Raw genomic sequence first — 19136 nt, forward strand, 5'->3', positions numbered from 1 at the left:
TTTCAAAGCGCAACCTCCCCCATTACTTCCCAGACCACTAACGCCGTCGCCCAGCGGCGACCCGCACCGGCACCAGCGGCGCGGGGTGCCCGCTCTTCGGCGGTGCGGGCCGCTCGGCCAGCAGCATCACGGCAACTCCCATTTGCACGCCGCCAAAGGTCAGGCCCAGGAAGAACCACAGCACTGCGGCCGGCCACCAATGCCCGGCTGCCGCCAGCAGCAGATTGCGGGCATCCCCGGGGTTGGCCGCCAACAAGCCGGCCACGAACAGCGCGGCGATGCCGAACCCGAGCACGCCGTTGAGTGCCATGAATCGCACGAGTTGCGGCAGCCGCCGCCATTGGGTCAGAAGGGACATCGCGAAATCCGCCTTCGAGGACAGCGCCTTATGTGGGTTCGGAAGCGCTTGCCGCCAAGGCACGCCGCCGCGCCCGGCCCAGCGCCAGCAGCCCATGCCGGGGCGCCAGCACCAGGGCAAGCACGAACAACCCCGACAGCACCAGCACGATAGACCCGGCGGTCGAGGCATTGGCGTGGTAGCTGATGAAGATGCCGACGATATTGGACAGCGCCGCCGATCCCATGGCGATCGCCGTCATCCGCGAAAAGCGATCCGTCAGCAGATAGCCGATGCAGCCTGGCGTGATCAGCAGCGCGACCACCAGGATCACGCCAACGGCTTGCACCCCCGCCACGATCGACGCCGACAGAACCACCAGAAGGATCAGCCGCAACCGCGAGACATTGATCCCGATGGATCGCGCATGCCCCGGGTCGAAGCAGAACAATTGCAGGTCCCGCCACATCACGCCGATCAGGACCAGCGCCACGCCGCCGATCACCAGGGTCTGGATCAGGTCCTCGCGCTCGATCCCCAGGATATTGCCGAACAGGATGTGGCTCAGGTGCAGGTCCGACGTGATCTGGGAGATCATCAGCAAGCCCAGCGCGAACATGCCGGTGAAGACCACGCCCATCGCCGTGTCTTCCTTCACCCGGCTATGGGTCTTCACCATGCCCGATCCGATGGCGCAGACCAGCCCGGCGGCAAAGGCCCCGATGGCGAGCGGCAACCCGATCAGCCAGGCCAGCACGACGCCGGGCAGGATCGCGTGGGAAATCGCATCCCCCATCAGCGACCAGCCCTTCAGCACGATGAAGCAGGACAGCAGCGCGCAGGTGACGGCGACCAGGGTGCCGACGGCCAGGGCCTCCAGCATGAAGCCGTGGCTGAGCGGGGCGAGGAGCCAGTTCATTCTGCGGCACTCGGCGTCATGGCGACGCGCCGGGCACGGCGTGCCGCCATCACCCCGTGGCGCGGCGCCCAGGCCATCGCGGCCAGGAAGAACAGGGTCTGCAACACCACGATCGTCCCGCCGGTGGAGCCATCGAGGAAGTAGGACAGGTAAGCCCCGGCAAAGGAGGTGCCCGCCCCCAGCCCCGCCGCGATGCCGCACATCTTGCCGAAGCGGTCGGTCAGCAAATAGGCGGTGGCCCCCGGCGTCACCAACATGGCGATGACCAGCACCGCCCCCACCGTCTGCATCGCGGCGACGGCCATGGCCGCCAGCAAGGACAGCAGCAGCGCCCCCAACAGGCCAGGGTTCAGCCCAATGGCCTTGGCATGCGACGGATCGAAGGTCACCAGCATCAGGTCCCGCCCGCGTACCGCCAGCACCGCCAGCACGCCCCCGGTGACGATCAGCATCTGCACCACGTCGGCCTCGGCGATCCCCAGGATATTGCCGAAGACGATGGTCCGCAGGCGCAAATTGCTCGGGAAGATCGACAGCAGGAACAGCCCCGCGCCGAAGAAACTGGTGAAGACGATGCCGATCACCGCATCCTCGCGCAGCCGGGTCCGATTGCGGATGAAACTCATCACCCCCGCCGCCATCATGCCGGAGACGAAGGCCCCCACGGCGAATGGCGCCCCCACGACCCAGGCGATCACCACCCCCGGCACCACGGCATGCGACAGCGCATCGCCCATCAGCGACCAGCCCTTGAGCGTGACGTAGCAGGACAGCAAGCCGCAGGCCGCGCCGACCACGGCGCTGACCCACATGGCCGAGAGCATGTAGTCGTACTGGAAGGGGATCAGCAGCGCCTCGATCATGCGTCGGTCACCAACCGCCCCAGCACCCGCCCATCGGGGGCGATCACCAGGGGCCGCTCGTCATCGGTCAGTACCACCGTCGCCGCCTGGCCCGCCCGCGCGCCGACGCTATGCTGGCGCAAGGTGCCGCCAAAGGCGCGCGACAGGTTCTGGGCCGTGAACACCTCATCGGTCGGGCCGGCCGCGAGCACGGTGCGGTTCACCAACACCACCTGGTCGCAGAAATTCGGCACCGAGCCGAGGTCATGGGTGGACACCAGCACGATCCGCCCCTCCGCCCGCAGCCCGCGCAGCAATTGGATGATCGCCGTCTCGGTCGTCACATCGACGCCGGTGAAGGGTTCGTCCAGCAGGATGACCCGCCCGCCCTGGGCCAGGGCGCGGGCCAGGAAGACGCGCTTCTTCTGCCCGCCCGACAATTCGCCGATCTGCCGGTCGCGGAAGTCCAGCATGCCGACGCGCTTCAGCGCCTCGGTCACCGCCGCCCGGTCGGCGGCGCGCGGCAGGCGCAGGATCGACATGAAGCCGTAGCGCCCCATCATCACCACATCGCCGACACTGACCGGAAAGGCCCAGTCCACATCCTCGGACTGCGGCACATAGGCGACCCAGTTGGCCCGCTGTGCCTGGCGCACCGGCGCGCCCGCGATCCGCACGGTGCCGGCCGCCGGTTCGACCAGCCCCATGATCGCCTTGAACAGGGTGGACTTGCCGCTGCCGTTCATGCCCACCAGGCCGCAGACGCTGCCCGCCTCCAGCCGGAAACTGGCGTCGCGCAGGGCGACGTGGCCGTTGGCATAGGCGACGGTCAGCCCTGAGACATCGACGGAAAGGGCCTCGCTCATCGGGCGGCGAACCCCGCCAGGATGCGGGTCGCGTTCAGGTCCAGCAGCCGCAGGAAGGTCGGGGCAGGGCCGTCGGGCGGGCTCAGGCTATCGACGAACAACACGCCGCCGAAGCGCGCCCCCGCCTCCCGCGCCACCTGGCGCATCGGGCGTTCGTTCACCGTGCTTTCGCAGAACACCACGGGGATGCGTTCGCGCCGCACCGTGTCGATCACGCGGCGGATCTGGCGCGGGGTGCCCTCTTCCTCCGCATTGATCGGCCAGAGGTAGAGTTCGCGCATCCCATAGTCGCGCGTGAGGTAGGAAAACGCCCCCTCGCAACTGACCAGCCAGCGGCGTTCGGCCGGGATGCGGGCCAAGCGTTCGCGCATCGGCCCGTCCAGCGCCCGCAGTTCGGCGGTGTAGCGCGCCGCATTGGCGTCGAAGACGGCGGCATTCGCCGGGTCCATGCGCCCCAGTGCACGGCGGATGTTCTCGACATAGATCACCGCATTGGCGGGCGACATCCAGGCATGCGGGTTGGGCTGGCGCAGGTAGGGGCCCTCGGCGATGCCGATCGGCTCGATCCCCTCGGTCAGGATCGCGCTCGGCACATTCCGCACGCGGGTGAAGAAGCGTTCGAACCAGCGTTCCAGCCCCATGCCGTTCCACAGCACCAGGTCGGCCGCCTGCGCCTTCACCACGTCCAGCGGGGTGGGTTCGTATTCGTGGATCTCCGCGCCCGGGGCGGTCAGGCTGTCCACGATGGCCGCGGTGCCGGCGACGTTCTGCGCCATGTCCTGCAGGATGGTGAAGGTGGTGACCACCCGCTTGGGCGGGGCCTGGGCCAGGGCGGGCGCCGTGGCCAGCAGCGTGATGAGCAGCATTCCCAGAACACGAGACGGCATCAGGCAAGGCCCCCCAAATCGCTGCGATGGTATAGCTTCATGAAGCATCATCAGGATGTAGTCTCGGCTATACTTTTGCAAGCCCAGGGAATGAGCGGTTGCCCCGGCCGGGGCCGGGGCTCATTCTGGGGCCATGGATTCCGTGACCGACACCGCCCCGCCACCCCGCATGACCGAGCCGCAGATCGATACCTGCCCCGCCGAGGCCGCCCGCCACGCCCGTGCCCGCCGCGCCCAGGCCGGCGCGCTGCTGGAGGATTACGTCGAACTGATCGCCGACCTGCTGGCGACCGAGGGCGAGGCCCGCCCGATCGACATCGCCCGCCGCCTGGGCGTCGCCCATGCCACCGCCGTCAACACCATCGCCCGGCTGAAGCGGGAGGGCCTGGCCCATGCCAAGCCCTATCGCGGCGTCTTCCTGACCGAAGCCGGGCAGGCCCTGGCCGAACGGGTCCGCGACCGCCACCGGCTGGTCGTCGAACTGCTGCTGGCGGTCGGCGTCCCGCGCGAAGCGGCGGAGGGCGACGCCGAAGGCATCGAGCATTTCGTCAGCGAGGCCGCGCTCGCCGCCTTCCGCGATTTCCTGGACCGCCAGCGCGGCCCGTAGCGCCGCGCGGCCCGGCCACCTACATGGCGGGCATGCCGATACTCCGCGCCTCGACCCGCCATGCCGACCTGGGCGACGCCTTTTTCGATCGCGTCGAACCCGCCGTCTTCCCCAGCCATATCCTGCGCCACCGCGACCAGCGCTGGGCGGCCCGGGTCGGGCTGGACGGGCTGACCGACGCCGAATGGATCGACCATTTTGGTCGTTTCAAGCCGCTGCCGGGCAGTTTCGAAACCCCTCTGGCGCTGCGCTACCACGGGCACCAGTTCCGGTCCTACAACCCCGACCTCGGCGACGGGCGCGGCTTCCTGTTCGCCCAGGCGCATGACCTGGTGGACGGGCGGCTGCTGGATTTCGGCACCAAGGGCAGCGGCCAGACCCCCTGGTCGCGTGGCGCCGATGGCCGCCTGACGCTCAAGGGCGGGGTGCGCGAAGTCCTGGCGACCAGCCTGCTGGAAGCGGCGGGGGTCGAGACCTCCAAATCCTTCAGCCTGATCGAGACGGGGGAGGCGCTGCGCCGCGGCGACGAGCCTTCGCCGACACGCTCCGCCGTGTTGGTGCGGCTCAGCCATTCGCACATCCGCATCGGCAGTTTCCAGCGCCAGGCCTATCTGGGCGACGCCGGGGCATTGCTGCGGCTGATGGACCACAGCATCCGCAACTACATGCCCGACGTGTGGCGGGACGATGTCGAGGATCGTGCAGCGGCATTCTTCGCCGAGGTCTGCGCCCGCGTCGCAAAAATGGGCGCGCAATGGATGGCGGCGGGCTTCGTCCACGGCGTGCTGAACACCGACAACATCAACATCACCGGGGAATCCTTCGACTACGGCCCCTGGCGCTTCCTGCCGACCTATCAGCCCGATTTCACGGCGGCCTATTTCGATCACAGCGGGCTCTACGCCTTCGGCCGGCAGCCGGAGACGCTGGTGTGGAACCTCGCGCGGCTGGGCGGTTGCCTGCTGCCGCTGGCTGAAACGCTGAAGCCGCGATTGGAAGCCGCACTGGCCAGCTTCGCCGATGCCTTCCACGCGGCCTTTCGCGCGGCGGTGCTGCGCCGCCTTGGCCTCGGTTCGCAGGGGCCAACGCGCGACGCCGCCTTGGTGCTGGCCTTCCACGACGCCTTGCTGGAAAGCCAGGTGCCCTATGAACAGGCCTTCTTCGACTGGCGCGGCGGGGCTCTGCGCCGCCCGACCGATGCCTATGCCGGGTTCGACGCCTTCCGCGCCGCGCTGGATGGCTATTTGCCGGAAGGCCTGGTGGACCACCCCTACTTCGCCCGCGGAAAACCCTGCACGCTGCTGATCGAGGAGGTCGAGGCGATCTGGGCCCCCATCGCCGAGGCCGACGACTGGTCGCTCTTCGCCGAAAAACTGCGCGACATCGCGCAGATGGCCGAGGCCTATGGCAATACCCCGGCATGATCCGCGACCGCAGGCTTTGGCTCGCGGTCGCTGTCGTCGCCATCGTGCTGGCACTGCGCGCGGCGGGGGCGGGGGATTGGCTGTCGCTCGACACCTTGCGGACCCATCGCGCGGCCTTGACCGCATGGGTCGCCGCGAATTTTGTCGGCGCGGCGCTGGCTTATGTCGCGGTCTATATCGGCGCGGTCGCGCTATCGGTCCCAGGGGCGGTGTTCCTGACCCTGGCGGGCGGCTTCCTGTTCGGCGCGCTGCTCGGCACGGTGCTGACGACGATCGGGGCGACCATCGGTGCCATCCTGGTCTTCCTCTTCGCCCGCGCGATCTTCGGCGCCGCCGCCCTGGACCGCTTCGGCCCGCGCGCAAAAACGCTGGCCGAGGGCATCAGGCGCAACGCCTGGTCCTACCTGCTGGTGCTGCGGCTGGTGCCGCTCTTCCCCTTCTTCCTGGTCAACCTGGTGCCGGCTTTCGTCGGCGTGCGCCTGCCGGTCTATGCGCTGACGACCTTCTTCGGAATCCTGCCGGCGACGGCGGTGTTCAGCCTGTCGGGCGCGGGGCTGGGATCGGTGCTGGATGCGGGCGGCACGCTGGATTTGCGCAGCATCCTGACCCCGCAGATCCTGGGGGCGTTGCTGGGGCTGGCCGCGCTGTCGCTGGCGGCGATCCCGCTGAAGGCACGCTTTGCATCCGGCGGCCCACCCCGCACGTAATGGCACCATGATGCTGTCCCGCCGCGCGGCCCTTCTGGGGGCCACCCTGACCACCGCCTGTTCGCCGCTGCGGGTGCTGGACGCGACCGTGCCGCAGGGCGACCTGCGGCGGCGGACAGCGGCCTATGGTCCCGGGTCGCGCCAGCAACTCGACATCTACGAACCCGCCGCCGCCCGCGGCCCGCTGGTGGTGTTCTTCTATGGCGGCGGCTGGCGTAGCGGCGCCCGCGCCGACTACCGCTTCGTCGCCGAGGCCTTTTGCGCGCAGGGCGCCCGCGTCATCATCCCCGACTACCGCCTCTTCCCCGAGGTCGGCTTCCCCGGCTTTGTCGAGGATGGCGCCGCCGCCCTGGCCTGGGCGCAGCGCCAGGACGCCGGCCCGGTCTTTGTCGCCGGGCATTCCGCCGGCGCGCATATCGCGCTGATGCTGGCGCTGAACCCGGCCTACCTGGCGGCCGCCGGGGGCGATCGCGGGCGGCTGGCCGGCGCCATCGGCCTGTCCGGCCCCTATGATTTCGACCCGGCCGCGTATCGCCGCACCCGCGCGATTTTTTCCGGCGCCAGCGACCAGCGCCAGACCCAACCCATCACCTTCGTCGATGCCGGCGCCCCGCCGCTGCTGCTGGCGACCGGCACCGACGACACCACGGTCGAACCGCGCAACACCCTCTCGCTGGCCGCCCGCGTGGCGGAAGCCGGCGGCCAGGCGCAGACGCGGCTCTATCCCGGCGTCGGCCATGTCGGCACCATCCTGGCCATGATGCCGCTGTTCCGTGGCACGGCGCCGGTCGTCGCCGATGTCACCGCCTTCATCGGCGCTGGACGCCCCGCCTGACGGGCGGTATCGCCGCCATAGGATGAGCGAAACGCCAGAAAGCCGCACCGTCGCCGTGCAATCCGTGCTGGTCGCCGTGCGCGTGCTGGAGGCCTTGGCCCTGGCCGGCGCCCCCCTGCGCGTGACCGACATCGCCCGCGCCCTGGGCGAACCCAAGGGCCGCATGCACCGCCACCTGGTGACCCTGCGCCTGGCCGGCCTGGTCGCGCAGGACCCGGCGACCGAACGCTACCACCTGACCTGGCGCCTGTTCGAAATCGGCCAGGCGGCCGGCGAGCAATTCGACCTCAAGCGCATCGCGGAACCGGAGATGCACCGCCTGCGCGACGCCGCGGGGCAGAGCGTGCTGCTCTCCGTCCCGGCCGGCGCCGCGCCGCTGGTGGTGCATGCGCTGGAAGCCGACAACAAGGTCAGCATCACGGTGAAACCGGGCAACCGCCCGCCCGCGCATTGCTCGGCGCAGGGGCGGCTGATGCTGGCTTTTGCGAGCGACGAGGCGCGCGAACGCAGCCTCTCCGGCACGCTGGCCCCGCTGACCCGCGCATCGATGACCGACGCGACCGCGATCCGCGCAAGGCTGGCCCTGGTGCGGGACCGGCTGTGGGAAACCGCGCCGTCGGAAACCCTTCTGGGCATCAACGTCCTGGCAGCACCCCTGTTCGCCGCCGATGACGTGCTGGTCGGCAGCATCGGCCTGGTCGGATCGGAACAATTCGTCGAGGACCCGCCAGCCCCCGCGCAACTGCTGTTGCTGCGCGAGGCCGCGGCCGCGATCAGCCGCCGCCTGGGGTCGGACCGCTATTCGCGGGATTCGACCGGCACGAAATCCCGCCAGTAACCCGGACGATCCGGCTGCACGCCGTAGCCGACCTGCGCATCGGCCGCCACGCCGATCAGGTCCTCCGCCGTGCCACCCGTGCGGGCCAGATAATCGCCGATCTCCCGCACCGCCTGCGACACCACGCCAAAGCCGCCGGCCATTACCGCGCTGGTCATTTCCACCGCCCGCGCGCCCGCCAGCATGAAGCGCACCACATCCAGCCCATCCCGCGCGCCATTGGTGCCGAGCAACGGATAACCAGGCCCCAGTTTCTTGCGCGCCTGCGCCAGCCAGCGGCAGGTCAGCGCCAGCGACCACGGCCCGCCGATGGCGCCCGCCGTGCCCAGCATGGGCTTGCGGGTTTCGATATCCGGCACCAGCGCCATGAAGCGGCCCATGACGATGACGGCATCGGCGCCGCCGTCCTTGGCCGCGAGGGCCAGGGCGGCGGCGTCTTCGCTCTGGCCGGTCAGCTTGATCCACAGCGGGATGGTCACGGCGCGGCGGATGCGTTCGGTGATGGCGCGGACGCGGCCGGCGGCGCGTTCCTGCACGATGGCGCCCGGCACAGCCTCATCGCCATGCGGCGCGCCGATGTTCAATTCCAGCACGCGCAGCCCGGCGGCCTGCATCCGCGCGGCCAGGTCGGCCGCGACCTCCAGATCCGCCAGGATGATCGATCCGATGACATAGGCGCCGAGTTTGGCGGCCTCCCGGTCCAGCGCCGCGATCTCGGCGATCCAGGCATCGCTGTCCATCTGGTGCAGCCCCGACCGGCCAAAGACCATCGCATCGGGCGGCGGCGCGAAATCCCACGGCAGCTTTTGCCAGCGGCTGTCGAGCAGCACATGGTCCGACCCGTCGAGTTGCCGCTTGGCCGCTTCACTTTCGTTGATCGACTTCGCCACCACCGCCCCGGCGCCGGCCGCCAGCCCGGCACGGATGCCGCCCGCCGTCATCACATGATCGCCGGCCCCGACGATCACCGGGTTCTTCAGCGTGATGCCGCCCAGGCGGACCGACAGGCTCATGCGTATTCCGGCCGCGCCGGGGTGAAGACATCCAGGTTCAGGACGATCTCGTCCCCGACCACCACGCCGTGGTGCATCGCGTTCGGCGGCACCACCAGCAACCCGCCGCTGGTCAGGCGATGCACCTCGCCCTCGATATGGAAATCGATGGTGCCGGCCATGATGTAGACGATCTGTTCGTTCGGGTGATTGTGCGGCTTGGGTTCATGCCCCGGGTGCAGGCGGTGCAGCGCCACGGTCGCGCCCGCGCCGGTAAACCCCTTGCGTTCGACACCGGGGCGGACGGTGGTCCAGGGGATGGCGTTCCAGTCGATGGTGGGGATCTGCATGGCGGGCCTCCTATTGCTTCTCGATACCGGCAGCGGTGATGACATTGCCCCAGAGCGCGGTTTCTTGCACCAGCAGGTCGCGCAGATCCTCGGGCGTGCCGGCCGCCGGGGTGACGGCCAGCGGCAACAGGCGGTCGCGGATCTCAGGCAGCGCCATGATGCGGTTCACCTCCGCGTTCAGCCGATCGACGATCGGGCGCGGCGTGCGCGCGGGCGCGGCCATGCCGTTCCAGGTGCGGACGATGTAGTCGGGCAAACCACTTTCGCGCACCGTCGGCACATCGGGCAGCACCGGGATGCGCGCCGGTGAGGTGACGGCCAGCGCCCGCAGACGGCCACCGGAAATCTGCGTCAAGGTGGTGGCCGCGACCTCCATCGCCGCCTGGATGTCGTTGGTCGCAACCGCATTCAACAATTCGCCGGTGGAGCGGTAGGTGACGATCTCGGCCGGAATGCCCGACATGGAGCGGAACAATTCCAGCGACAGATGCAGCGCCGTGCCGGCGGAAACCGAGCCCAGGTTCACGCTGCGCGGATTCTGCCGCGCGCTGGTCATCAGGTCCTGCAGGGTCTGGAACGGGCTGGTCGCCCCCGTCACGATGATATGGTCGAAGAAGGCGATCTGGCTGACGAAGGTAAAATCGTTGATCGGGTGATAGGGCAGGGTACGGAACAGATGCGGCGCGGTCGCCGCCGTCGCCGTCACCAGCAACAACGTGTGTCCATCCGGCGTCGCGCGCGCCACGGTATCGCTGGCGGCGATGCCGCCCGCGCCGGGGCGGTTTTCGATGACCACGGGCTGGCCCAGCGCCTCAGACAATTTCGGCGCGACCAGGCGGGCCGTGGTGTCGCCGACACCGCCCGGGGCAAAGCCGATGATCCAGCGGATCGGACGGTCGGGATAGCGCGTCTGCGCCATCGCGGGCGCTGCCATCAGCAGCGCACAGAGGATCAGGCGGATCATGCGCTCGCTCCCAGGAACGGCCTTGATCGGCCGATTTTTCGTTTGAGGAATGCCCAACGCAGGCCAAGATTGTCGGCATCCAGCAGGAATTTCTTCGATTGCGCCGCGGCCGCGACATCCAGCCGCTGCAGCGGCCCGGCCGCGGCGGCGCGCAACTGCACATCGGCGGCCCATTCCAGCACGGTCATGCCGATACAGGCCTCGGCCACCGAAGCGCCCACCACCAGCGCGCCATGGTTCTTCAGCAACAGGCCGCGACGAGGGCCAAGGGCGGCGGCGATCGCATCGCCTTCGTTCGTGTCCAGCACGATGCCGTGAAACTCATCGAACAAGGCAATGTCGTCGCAAAAGATCGCACCCGTCTGGGTGATCGGTTCCAGCACCATGCCGGTGCAGCCCAGGGCCACGCCGGCCTTGCCATGGGTGTGGATGATGCAGGTCACATCCGGACGCGTGCGGTAGATGCGCGTATGGATATGAAGGGTCGGGTTGACGCGACCCTCGCCCCGCAAGGTTTTCAGGTCGAAATCCGCCTCGATCAGCCCATCGGCGCGGACCTCGTCAAACCCCACGCCCCAGCGATGCGACCAGAAGCGATCCGCCCCCGGCAGCCGCGCCGTCAGGTGCCCCGCGATGCCGCTCGCCTGGCCATCCGCGTCCAGAATATGATAGGCGTGCAGCAGATCGTCGCGCAGTGCGGCCTCGCTCATTGCTTCTCGATCCCGGCGAGCTGCGCCATCCGGCCCCAGGCGGCGACCTCGGCCGGGATCATCGCGCCGAGTTCCTCCGGCGAGGACGCCTCCGGCACACCGCCCAGGTCCAGCAGCCGGGTGCGGATATCCGGCACCGCCAGCGCCCGGCGGATCGCGCGGTTCATCGCATCGACCAGCGGGCGCGGGGTATTGGCGGGGAAGACGATCGCGTTCCACGACCGCCCGATATACTCGGGCATGCCCGATTCCGCGCTGGTCGGCACGTCCGGCAGGTTTGGGAAGCGCGTGGGCGCGGCGACAGCCAGCAGCCTGACCCGTCCTGCCTCCACCTGCGGCAGCAATGGCGCCAAGAGCTCGCCGGCGACCTGGACTTCCCCGCTCGCCAGCGCGTTCACCAGTTCCGGCGTGGTGCGATAGGTGACGGTGGTCATCGGCGCATTCGCCATGGCGCGGAACAATTCCACGCCCAGATGCTGCGCATTGCCCGCGGTGATCGAGGCGATGTTCAACCGCCCCTGCTGTTGCCGCGCCAGCGCGATCAACTCGGTCAGGTTCCGCACGGCCAATGTCGGCGTGACCGCGATGACATGGTCGTACCAGACCATCCGCCCGACGGGCGCGAAATCCTTGGTCACGTCGAAGGGCATGGTCCGGTAGAATGCCGGGGCCGCCATGTTGCTGGTGGTCAGCAGGTACATGGTGTGCCCATCGGGGGCCGCGCGCGCGACCATTTCCGCGCTGACGATGCCGCCTGCGCCGGGGCGGTTTTCCACCACGATGGGCTGCCCGATCTCCGCCTGCATATGCGGGGCCAGCATCCGCACGGTGATGTCGCCCGCCCCCCCGGCACCAAAGCCGATGATGAAGCGGATGGGCCGGTTGAAGCCCTGGGCATGGACCAGGGCCGGGGCCGCCAGCATCCCCAGCAATGCGCCGCGTCGTGCGATCATTCTTGTGTCTCCCCCGCGCCCTTGCCGGGCGTCGCTATTGACCGTAGCCGCCACCGCCCGGTGTTTCCATCAGCACGTCGTCGTCCGGCTGCATCAGCATCTTGCGCGCTTCGCTGCGCGGTTGGCCATTGACCAGGAAGCGCCCGGCCTGGCCCGGTGCCCCGCCCTCCAGCCCCTCGGGGCCCAGTTCGGTGCGGCTGGCGACCACGTTCAGCAGCCAGGGGGCGGCGGTGCGCATCCGGTAGCCGATGCGCTGCCCATCCCCCCCAGGCTGCCGCCCGGCGCCGCCCGATCCGCGGCGCAACTCCTTGGCCGTGAAGACGATGGGCATCGCGGCCTCCAGCACCTCCACCGGCACCGCCGCGACCCCGGTCGGGTAGCAGGTGGCCGACAGCCCGGGCTTTTCCCGCCGCGCGCCCATGCCGCCGGAATAGTTGAACATCGACGAGGTGAAGGCCCGCCCCTGGTCGTCCTGGCCCTGGATCTGGATGGTCCAGACCGCGCCCGAACCCTCCGCCAGCACCCGGTCCGGCATGACCTGGTGCAACGCCTTCAACACCGGCATCGGCACATACATGCCGACCACATGCCGCGCATTGACCGGGGCCGGGTAGCGGCAGTTCACGATACTGCCCTCCGGCGCGATCACCGTCACCGGCGTCAGGCTGCCAAAATTATTGGGCAGGTCGGGGTCCAGGCAGGATCGTATGGCAAAGTTGGCATAGGCCGCCGTGTAGTTCAGCACCACGTTGATGCCGATGGCCGACTGCGGCGAGGATCCCGCGAAGTCGATGGTGATGCCGCCCGCCACGGGATCGACCGTCACCGCCGCATGCAAGGTGATCTTCTCCCCGCCCGGCACGTCAAACACGCTTTCACCGTGGAAGGTGCCGCCCTTCAGCGCACGGATGCTGGCGCGGGTCGCGGCTTCCGATCGCGCGATGACCTGGTCGGCCAGCGCCTCGATGTCGGACAGGTCATGGCGGTCGCAGAGCGCATTCAGCCGCTCGGCCCCCACGCGACCCGATGCGACCTGCGCCGAAAGATCGCCGGCCACATGATCCGGCGTGCGCACATTGCGGCGGATGATCGCGTGCAGCAGCGTGTTGGCCACACCCTTCTCGTAGAGCTTCGCCAGCGGGATCCACAGCCCCTCCTCGTGCACATCCCGCGCCCCGGCGCCGACGCCATAGCCGCCGATATCCGTGTGATGGATCGTGCTGCCGAAAAAGCCGATGCAGCGCCCGCCGCGAAACACCGGCGTCATCACCGTGATGTCGAAGAAATGCCCCGCCGTCAGCCAGGGATCGTTGGTGATCAGCACATCGCCCGGCGCCAGCGTGTCGGGCGGGAATGCCGTCACGAAATGAATGCCGGCGGCGGCCAGGCTGTTGATATGCCCGGGCGTGCCCGTCACCGCCTGCGCCACCATCCGCCCGTGCCGGTCGAACAGCGCGGTCGCCAGATCCCCGGCCTCCCGCACGATCGGGCTGAAGGCGATGCGTTGCAGCGCGCGCGCCTGTTCGGACACGGTCGCGATCAGGTTGGACCAGAGGATTTCAAGCTCGATACCGTCCATGGTCTTCACCCTTCCGACCGCGTGGCGATGATGGCGCCCGACGCATGCACCGCGGCGTCCCACCCCCGCAGGATCACCAAGGTTGTCTCGCGTTCCTCGATGATCGCAGGCCCCGCGATACGCTGCCCCACGGCCAAGGATGCGCGATCGAACACCGGCATGTTGGGTGCTGCCGCTTCCACCGCGACGCGGCGATGCGTGCGTGGCGCCGCTGGCGTGCCCCCGGGGGCGGGATGCGGGGTCGATGCCGGGTTCGGCCCGCTGACCGACAGGCGCCAGGTGACGACCTCCACCGGCACATCATCCAGGCGGATGCCATAGAGGAGGAAATACGCATCCTCGAACACCGCGCGCAGGGTCGCGGCATCGCGCCCGGCCAGCACGCCGGCGGGAATATCCGCCGTCACCTCATTCTGTTGGCCGCGATACCGCAGGTCGGCCGATAGCGCGAACTGCGCCGCCGATGCCGCGACACCCGCCTCGGCCAGGGCACCCAGCCCCTCGGCGACCATCGCGTCATGCAGCGCGGTCGCGGCGGCCCAATCCAGCGTGTCCAACCCGGACAGCATGCTGCGCACCATGTCCAGCCGCACCGGGCTGACCAGCGTGCCAAAGGCCGACAAGACGCTGGCCATCGGCGGGAAGACCACGCTGCGGCAGTCCAGCAATTCCGCGACCCGCATCGCATGCACCGGCCCCGCGCCACCAAAGGCCAGCATCGGCAATCCACGCCAGTCGATGCCCCGGTCGGTGGCATGCGCGCGGGCGGCACCGGCCATCTGTTCGCACACAACCTCGAACACACCACGCGCCGCGGTGATGGCATCGACGCCCAGGCCCTGGCCCAGCGTCGCCAGCACGGCCTCGGCGGCGGTGCGATCCAGCGGCATGTCGCCGCCCAGGAAGCGCTCGGCATCCAGCAGCCCCAAGAGCACGTCGGCATCGGTGACCGTGGGGTTGCTGCCGCCGCGCCCGTAGCAGGCGGGGCCAGGCTCCGACCCCGCGCTGCGCGGCCCGACCTTCAGCAAGCCCAGCGCATCGACCTGGGCGATGGACCCGCCCCCGGCACCGATCTCGATCATATCCACCGATGGCACGGTGATCGGCAGCCCGCTGCCCGGCTTGAAGCGATAGCGGCGGTCCACCTCGAAATCACCGGCGACCAGCGGCTTGCGGTCCAGGATCAGGCAGGCTTTTGCGGTGGTGCCGCCCATGTCGAAGGACAGCAGCCGGTCCAGCCCCAGCAACTCGGCGAAATGCACCGCCGCCAGGGCACCGGCGGCGGGGCCGCTTTCGATCATGCGCACGGGAAACGCACCGGCGACCCGCGTGCCGACGACGCCGCCGTTCGACAGCATGATCAGCGGCCGGTTCGGAAAGCCGCGCCGCGTCAGTTCCGCCGCCAGCGCATCCAGATAGGGCGCCACCAGCGGCTGGGTATAGGCGTTCATCACGGTGGTGGAGGTCCGCGGATATTCGCGGATCTGCGGCGACACATCCGATGACAGCGACACGTGAATCTCCGGCGCCGCTGCGTTGATCGCATCCCGTGCCGCGCGTTCATGGGCCGGGTTGCGATAGGCGTTCAGCAGGCAGATGCCGACCGCGCGCACGCCCGCCGCCCGCATCGCCAGCGCGATGCCGGTCGCTTCCGCCACATCGACCCCGCGCGACACGCTGCCATCGGCAAACATGCGTTCGTCCAGCCCCCAGGTCAGCGTATCCGGCACCAGCGGTTCCGGAAACACGATCTGGGGGTCGAACATGTCGTAGCGGTGTTCGTTGCGGATGGTCAGGACATCGCAAAAACCCTTGGTCGTCAGCAGCGCGGTCGGCGGGCCGCGGCGTTCGATCACCGCGTTGGTGACCAGGGTGGTCGCATGCACCGTCACGTCATCGACCTGCGCGGGCGCGACTCCCGCGCGGCCCAGCGCCAAATCCACCGCGCGAAAAAACCCCTCCAGCAGGTTGGTATGCGTGGTCAGGGTCTTGTCGGTGACGGCGCGTCCGTCGCGGCCGCGCAGGACCACGTCGGTGAAGGTGCCGCCGATATCGACGGCCAACGCGAAGCCGGCGCGGGTCTGGGACAAGGCAATCCTCCGAAGCGATGTTTTGGTATCGCATTGCAGGACTTGGTCCTGATCAGCGGATCATGTTTCAGCCAGGCATGTTGCGTCAAGTGCCTTCCGGCCCCCGCGCCTTCGTGCCAGATTTGTCATAATCAATCGGAGAGAAACGCCATGCCGACACGCCGCACCGTCCTCACGGCCCTGGCCGCCGCACTACCGCAGGCGGCGATGGCGCAGGCGCCGGCGCCTTGGCCCAATCGCGGCGTGCGGATCATCATCCCCTTCGGCGCCAGCGGCGGCGCCGATACCTTTGCCAGGCTGCTGACCGACCCACTGTCCCGCGCCTTCAACCAGCCCTTCGTCGTCGAGAACCGGCCCGGCGGCGGCGGCATCATCGGCACGGACCTCGTGGCGAAATCGCCGCCCGACGGCCACACGCTGATGATGCTGACAGTGACGCATACCGCCAACGAAACCCTGATGCCCAACCGCCCCTATATCCTGATGCGGGACTTCGCCCCGGTCGCGGCGCTGAACCGCACCTTGCAGGTGCTGGTGGTGAATGCCGACGTGCCGGCGCGAACGCTCCCCGAACTGATCGCGCTGTGCAAGGCGCGCCCGGGGCAGATGGACTACGCCTCGGCGGGGCCAGGCACCCCCTACCACATCGCCTTTGAGGTGTTTCGCCACATGGCGGGCATCGAGGTGCAGCACATCCCCTTCCGCCAGTCGGGCGATGCCCGCAACGCCATCGCCGGCGGCCAGGTGCCGATGATGTTCGACGGCATCGCCACCATGGCCGGGCTGATCCAGTCCGGCCGCGTCCGCCCCCTGGCGACCACCGGCACCGAACGCTCCGCCCTGCTGCCCGATGTGCCGACCGTCGCCGAAACCCTGCCGGGGTATGAGATGATCGGCTTCAACGGCGTGATGGCGCCGGTCGCGACGCCGCGCCCGATCGTCGAACGCCTGCATGCCGAGATCAATCGCATCCTGGCCGAACCGGCGACGCGCGAAGCCTTCGCCCGCGTGGGTGCCGAGGTCGCGGCGATGAGCATCGCCGATTACGACGCCCAATTGCGCGCCGATATCGACAAGCGCCGCGAGTATATCCGCATCGCCGGGATCCAGCCCGAATGAGCCTCCCCAGCAGCCTGGACGCCAATCCCCGTCTGTCGCGCTGGCTGAACATCGCCAGCGACGGAACCGTCACCATCAGCCCCGGCAAGGTCGAGATCGGCCAGGGCATCCTGACCGCGCTGTCGCAGATCGCGGCGGACGAACTCGACGTGGCCTTGTCCCGCGTCGCGGTGCGCGCCGTCTCGACCCCCGGCAGCCCGGATGAGGGTGTGACCTCCGGCAGCCTGTCGGTGCAGAACAGCGGCACCGCCCTGCGCCATGTCTGCGCCGAGGCTCGCGCCATTTTCTTGCAGGTCGCCGCCCAATCGGCCGGCGTCCCGGTCGAGGCTCTGCGCGTCGAGGACGGCGCCTTCATCGGCCCGTCCGGGCCGGTCGGCTCCTATTGGGCTTTTGCCGATCGCGCCCTGCTGGACTGCGACGCAACCCCCGGTTCGCGCGCGAAGCCGGCCACCGCAAGGCGCATCGCGGGCCAGGCCATTCCGCGCGTCGATCTGCCCGCCAAGATTTTCGGCCAGGCGCGCTTCCTGCATGACATCCGCATGCCGGGGATGCTCTCCGCCCGCGTGCTGCGCCCGCCGTCGCGCGGCGCGACCCTGGCCGCCGACCCGGTCGCCCCACCCGGCGCCACCCTGGCCCGCGACGGCGATTTCCTGGCCGTGCTGGCACCCAGCGAATACTTGGTGGACCGCGCCCTGGCGCGGCTCGCACGCGACACAATCTGGACCGAGCGCGACACCCTGCCCGACGAACACGCCCTGTCCGACTGGCTGCGCGACGCCCCCGACGCGCTGGAACCGGTCGCCGAACTTGGCGACGCACCCGGCGCGCCCAGCGTCACCGCCACCTTCTTCCGCCCGCCTGTCGCGCATGCCTCCATCGGGCTGTGCTGCGCCATCGCGCAATGGCATGGCGACACGGTCGAAATCTGGTCGCACACCCAGGGCCCCTACAATTTGCGGATGGACCTGGCCAAGGCGCTGCGGATGCCGGAGGAGGCGATCCTCATCCACCATGCCGAGGGCGCCGGCTGCTACGGCCACAATGGCGCCGATGACGTGGCGCTGGATGCGGCCCTGGCCGCCCGCGCGGCCCCCGGCGTGCCGGTGCGGCTGATGTGGACGCGCGCCGATGAACTGGGCTGGTCGCCCTTCTCCTCCGCCATGCGGGTGGAGGTTTCGGCCGGCCTGGACCCCGCCGGGGCCATCGCCGGCTTCCGGCTGGACGTCGCCAGCAACGGCCATTCGTCGCGTCCCGGCCGTGGGCCGCTGCCCACCCTGCTGGCCGCCGCCAACCTGGCCGAACCCTTTGCCATACCCACCGCGATCGATGGCGCCCTAAAAACCGGCGGCGGCGCGCATCGCAACGCCATCCCCTTCTACCGCATCCCCAACCTGCGCGTGGGCAAGCGCCGGGTGACGGCGATGCCGATCCGCACCTCCGCGATGCGGGGCCTGGGCGCGCCGCTGAACGTCTGGGCCATCGAATCCACCATGGATGAACTGGCGGCCCAGGCGGGGCAGGACCCTCTCGCCTTCCGCCTCGCCCACCTGGATGACACCCGCGCCGCCGATGTCCTGCGCGCCGCGGCCGAGATGGCGGGCTGGACCACCCGCGCCCGCCGCGACGGCTTCGGGATGGGCATGGGCGTCGCGCGCTACAAGAACCTCGGCGGCTGGTGCGCCGTGGTGGCCGAGATCGAGGCCACCGACATCATCCGCGCCCGCCGCCTCTGGGTCGCCGCCGACCTGGGCGAGATCGTGAACCCCGACGGCACCACCAACCAATTGGAAGGCGGCGCCATCCACGCCACCAGCCAGGCGCTGAAGGAAGCCGTCCGCTTCGACCGCCGCCGCGTCACCAGCGACACCTGGGACGCCTACCCCATCCTGCGCTTTTCCGAGGTCCCGAAGGTCGAGGTCCGGCTGATCGACCGGCCCGAGGAACGCCCCCTCGGCGCCGGCGAACCCTCTTTCGGGCCAACGGTGGCCGCACTCGCCAATGCCATTCATGACGCGCTGGGCGTCCGCCCGCGCAAAATGCCCTTCACGCCGGAGAACCTGTAAACGCCGCCCCTGTCGTGACCCCGGCGCCCATCTGTCGCAAACTGGACCAGAGCC

Annotated in this window: 19 protein-coding genes; 7 read left to right on the forward strand and 12 right to left on the reverse strand. The window is 69.4% G+C overall.

Annotated features, from left to right (window positions below; all coding sequences use genetic code 11):
• Positions 1–37: 37 nt before the first annotated feature.
• The 5 genes from ACQW02_RS01235 to ACQW02_RS01255 are packed head-to-tail and all read right to left on the reverse strand — an operon-like array spanning position 38 to position 3851.
• Positions 38–358 (reverse strand): hypothetical protein, encoded by a 321-nt coding sequence (locus tag ACQW02_RS01235; protein ID WP_431283459.1) that lies wholly within the window; start codon positions 356–358, stop codon positions 38–40.
• 28 nt (positions 359–386) lie between these two features.
• Positions 387–1256, reverse strand: coding sequence for a metal ABC transporter permease (locus ACQW02_RS01240; RefSeq protein ID WP_431283460.1), 870 nt, complete (start codon positions 1254–1256; stop codon positions 387–389).
• Positions 1253–2119: a metal ABC transporter permease gene (locus tag ACQW02_RS01245; RefSeq protein ID WP_431283461.1), complete on the reverse strand. Its 867-nt coding sequence runs from the start codon at positions 2117–2119 to the stop codon at positions 1253–1255. The genes ACQW02_RS01240 and ACQW02_RS01245 overlap by 4 nt, the downstream gene beginning before the upstream one ends.
• Positions 2116–2964, reverse strand: coding sequence for a metal ABC transporter ATP-binding protein (locus ACQW02_RS01250; protein WP_431283462.1), 849 nt, complete (start codon positions 2962–2964; stop codon positions 2116–2118). Before ACQW02_RS01250 ends, ACQW02_RS01245 begins: the two co-directional genes overlap by 4 nt.
• On the reverse strand, positions 2961–3851 hold the full coding sequence (locus ACQW02_RS01255) for a metal ABC transporter substrate-binding protein (RefSeq protein ID WP_431283463.1): 891 nt from the start codon (positions 3849–3851) through the stop codon (positions 2961–2963). Before ACQW02_RS01255 ends, ACQW02_RS01250 begins: the two co-directional genes overlap by 4 nt.
• 169 nt (positions 3852–4020) lie before the next feature.
• Between ACQW02_RS01255 and mntR the strand changes: the two genes are divergently transcribed.
• The 5 genes from mntR to ACQW02_RS01280 are packed head-to-tail and all read left to right on the forward strand — an operon-like array spanning position 4021 to position 8262.
• Positions 4021–4458: a manganese-binding transcriptional regulator MntR gene (gene mntR / locus ACQW02_RS01260; protein WP_431285990.1), complete on the forward strand. Its 438-nt coding sequence runs from the start codon at positions 4021–4023 to the stop codon at positions 4456–4458.
• A gap of 32 nt (positions 4459–4490) precedes the next feature.
• Positions 4491–5882, forward strand: coding sequence for a protein adenylyltransferase SelO (locus tag ACQW02_RS01265; RefSeq protein ID WP_431283464.1), 1392 nt, complete (start codon positions 4491–4493; stop codon positions 5880–5882).
• Entirely contained in the window at positions 5879–6589 is a 711-nt protein-coding gene (locus tag ACQW02_RS01270; protein ID WP_431283465.1) for a TVP38/TMEM64 family protein, read from the forward strand. The genes ACQW02_RS01265 and ACQW02_RS01270 overlap by 4 nt, the downstream gene beginning before the upstream one ends.
• Positions 6590–6596: 7 nt before the next feature.
• On the forward strand, positions 6597–7424 hold the full coding sequence (locus ACQW02_RS01275) for an alpha/beta hydrolase (protein ID WP_431283466.1): 828 nt from the start codon (positions 6597–6599) through the stop codon (positions 7422–7424).
• A 22-nt stretch (positions 7425–7446) separates the two neighbouring features.
• The gene (locus ACQW02_RS01280; RefSeq protein WP_431283467.1) at positions 7447–8262 is read left to right on the forward strand and encodes an IclR family transcriptional regulator; all 816 of its coding nucleotides are present in this window, start codon (positions 7447–7449) and stop codon (positions 8260–8262) included.
• Here ACQW02_RS01280 and ACQW02_RS01285 read toward each other — a convergent pair.
• Genes ACQW02_RS01285 through ACQW02_RS01315 form a run of 7 tightly spaced genes read right to left on the reverse strand, consistent with a single transcriptional unit; the run spans position 8223 to position 15900 of the window.
• On the reverse strand, positions 8223–9275 hold the full coding sequence (locus tag ACQW02_RS01285) for a dihydroorotate dehydrogenase (RefSeq protein WP_431283468.1): 1053 nt from the start codon (positions 9273–9275) through the stop codon (positions 8223–8225). The two genes, ACQW02_RS01280 and ACQW02_RS01285, sit on opposite strands and share 40 nt — an antisense overlap.
• On the reverse strand, positions 9272–9604 hold the full coding sequence (locus ACQW02_RS01290; protein WP_431283469.1) for a cupin domain-containing protein: 333 nt from the start codon (positions 9602–9604) through the stop codon (positions 9272–9274). Before ACQW02_RS01290 ends, ACQW02_RS01285 begins: the two co-directional genes overlap by 4 nt.
• Positions 9605–9614: 10 nt before the next feature.
• A complete protein-coding gene (locus tag ACQW02_RS01295; protein ID WP_431283470.1) occupies positions 9615–10568 on the reverse strand; it encodes a Bug family tripartite tricarboxylate transporter substrate binding protein in 954 nt (317 codons plus the stop codon).
• Positions 10565–11278 carry a class II aldolase/adducin family protein gene (locus ACQW02_RS01300; protein WP_431283471.1) on the reverse strand — a complete coding sequence of 238 codons (714 nt, stop codon included), beginning with the start codon at positions 11276–11278 and terminating at the stop codon, positions 10565–10567. The genes ACQW02_RS01295 and ACQW02_RS01300 overlap by 4 nt, the downstream gene beginning before the upstream one ends.
• Complete coding sequence (locus ACQW02_RS01305) at positions 11275–12231, reverse strand: Bug family tripartite tricarboxylate transporter substrate binding protein (RefSeq protein ID WP_431283472.1); 957 nt, start codon at positions 12229–12231, stop codon at positions 11275–11277. Before ACQW02_RS01305 ends, ACQW02_RS01300 begins: the two co-directional genes overlap by 4 nt.
• A gap of 34 nt (positions 12232–12265) precedes the next feature.
• The gene (locus ACQW02_RS01310; protein WP_431283473.1) at positions 12266–13810 is read right to left on the reverse strand and encodes a hydantoinase B/oxoprolinase family protein; all 1545 of its coding nucleotides are present in this window, start codon (positions 13808–13810) and stop codon (positions 12266–12268) included.
• Positions 13811–13815: 5 nt separating this feature from the next.
• Complete coding sequence (locus ACQW02_RS01315; RefSeq protein ID WP_431283474.1) at positions 13816–15900, reverse strand: hydantoinase/oxoprolinase family protein; 2085 nt, start codon at positions 15898–15900, stop codon at positions 13816–13818.
• Between the two features lie 150 nt (positions 15901–16050).
• Here ACQW02_RS01315 and ACQW02_RS01320 point away from each other — a divergent pair, with 150 nt between their 5' ends.
• Together ACQW02_RS01320 and ACQW02_RS01325 are read left to right on the forward strand one after the other, a co-directional pair.
• Entirely contained in the window at positions 16051–17019 is a 969-nt protein-coding gene (locus ACQW02_RS01320; RefSeq protein ID WP_431283475.1) for a tripartite tricarboxylate transporter substrate binding protein, read from the forward strand.
• Positions 17016–19082 carry a molybdopterin cofactor-binding domain-containing protein gene (locus ACQW02_RS01325; protein ID WP_431283476.1) on the forward strand — a complete coding sequence of 689 codons (2067 nt, stop codon included), beginning with the start codon at positions 17016–17018 and terminating at the stop codon, positions 19080–19082. Before ACQW02_RS01320 ends, ACQW02_RS01325 begins: the two co-directional genes overlap by 4 nt.
• Positions 19083–19136 lie beyond the last annotated feature (54 nt).

It is taken from the genome of Humitalea sp. 24SJ18S-53, assembly GCF_050632385.1.
GTDB lineage: Bacteria > Pseudomonadota > Alphaproteobacteria > Acetobacterales > Acetobacteraceae > Humitalea.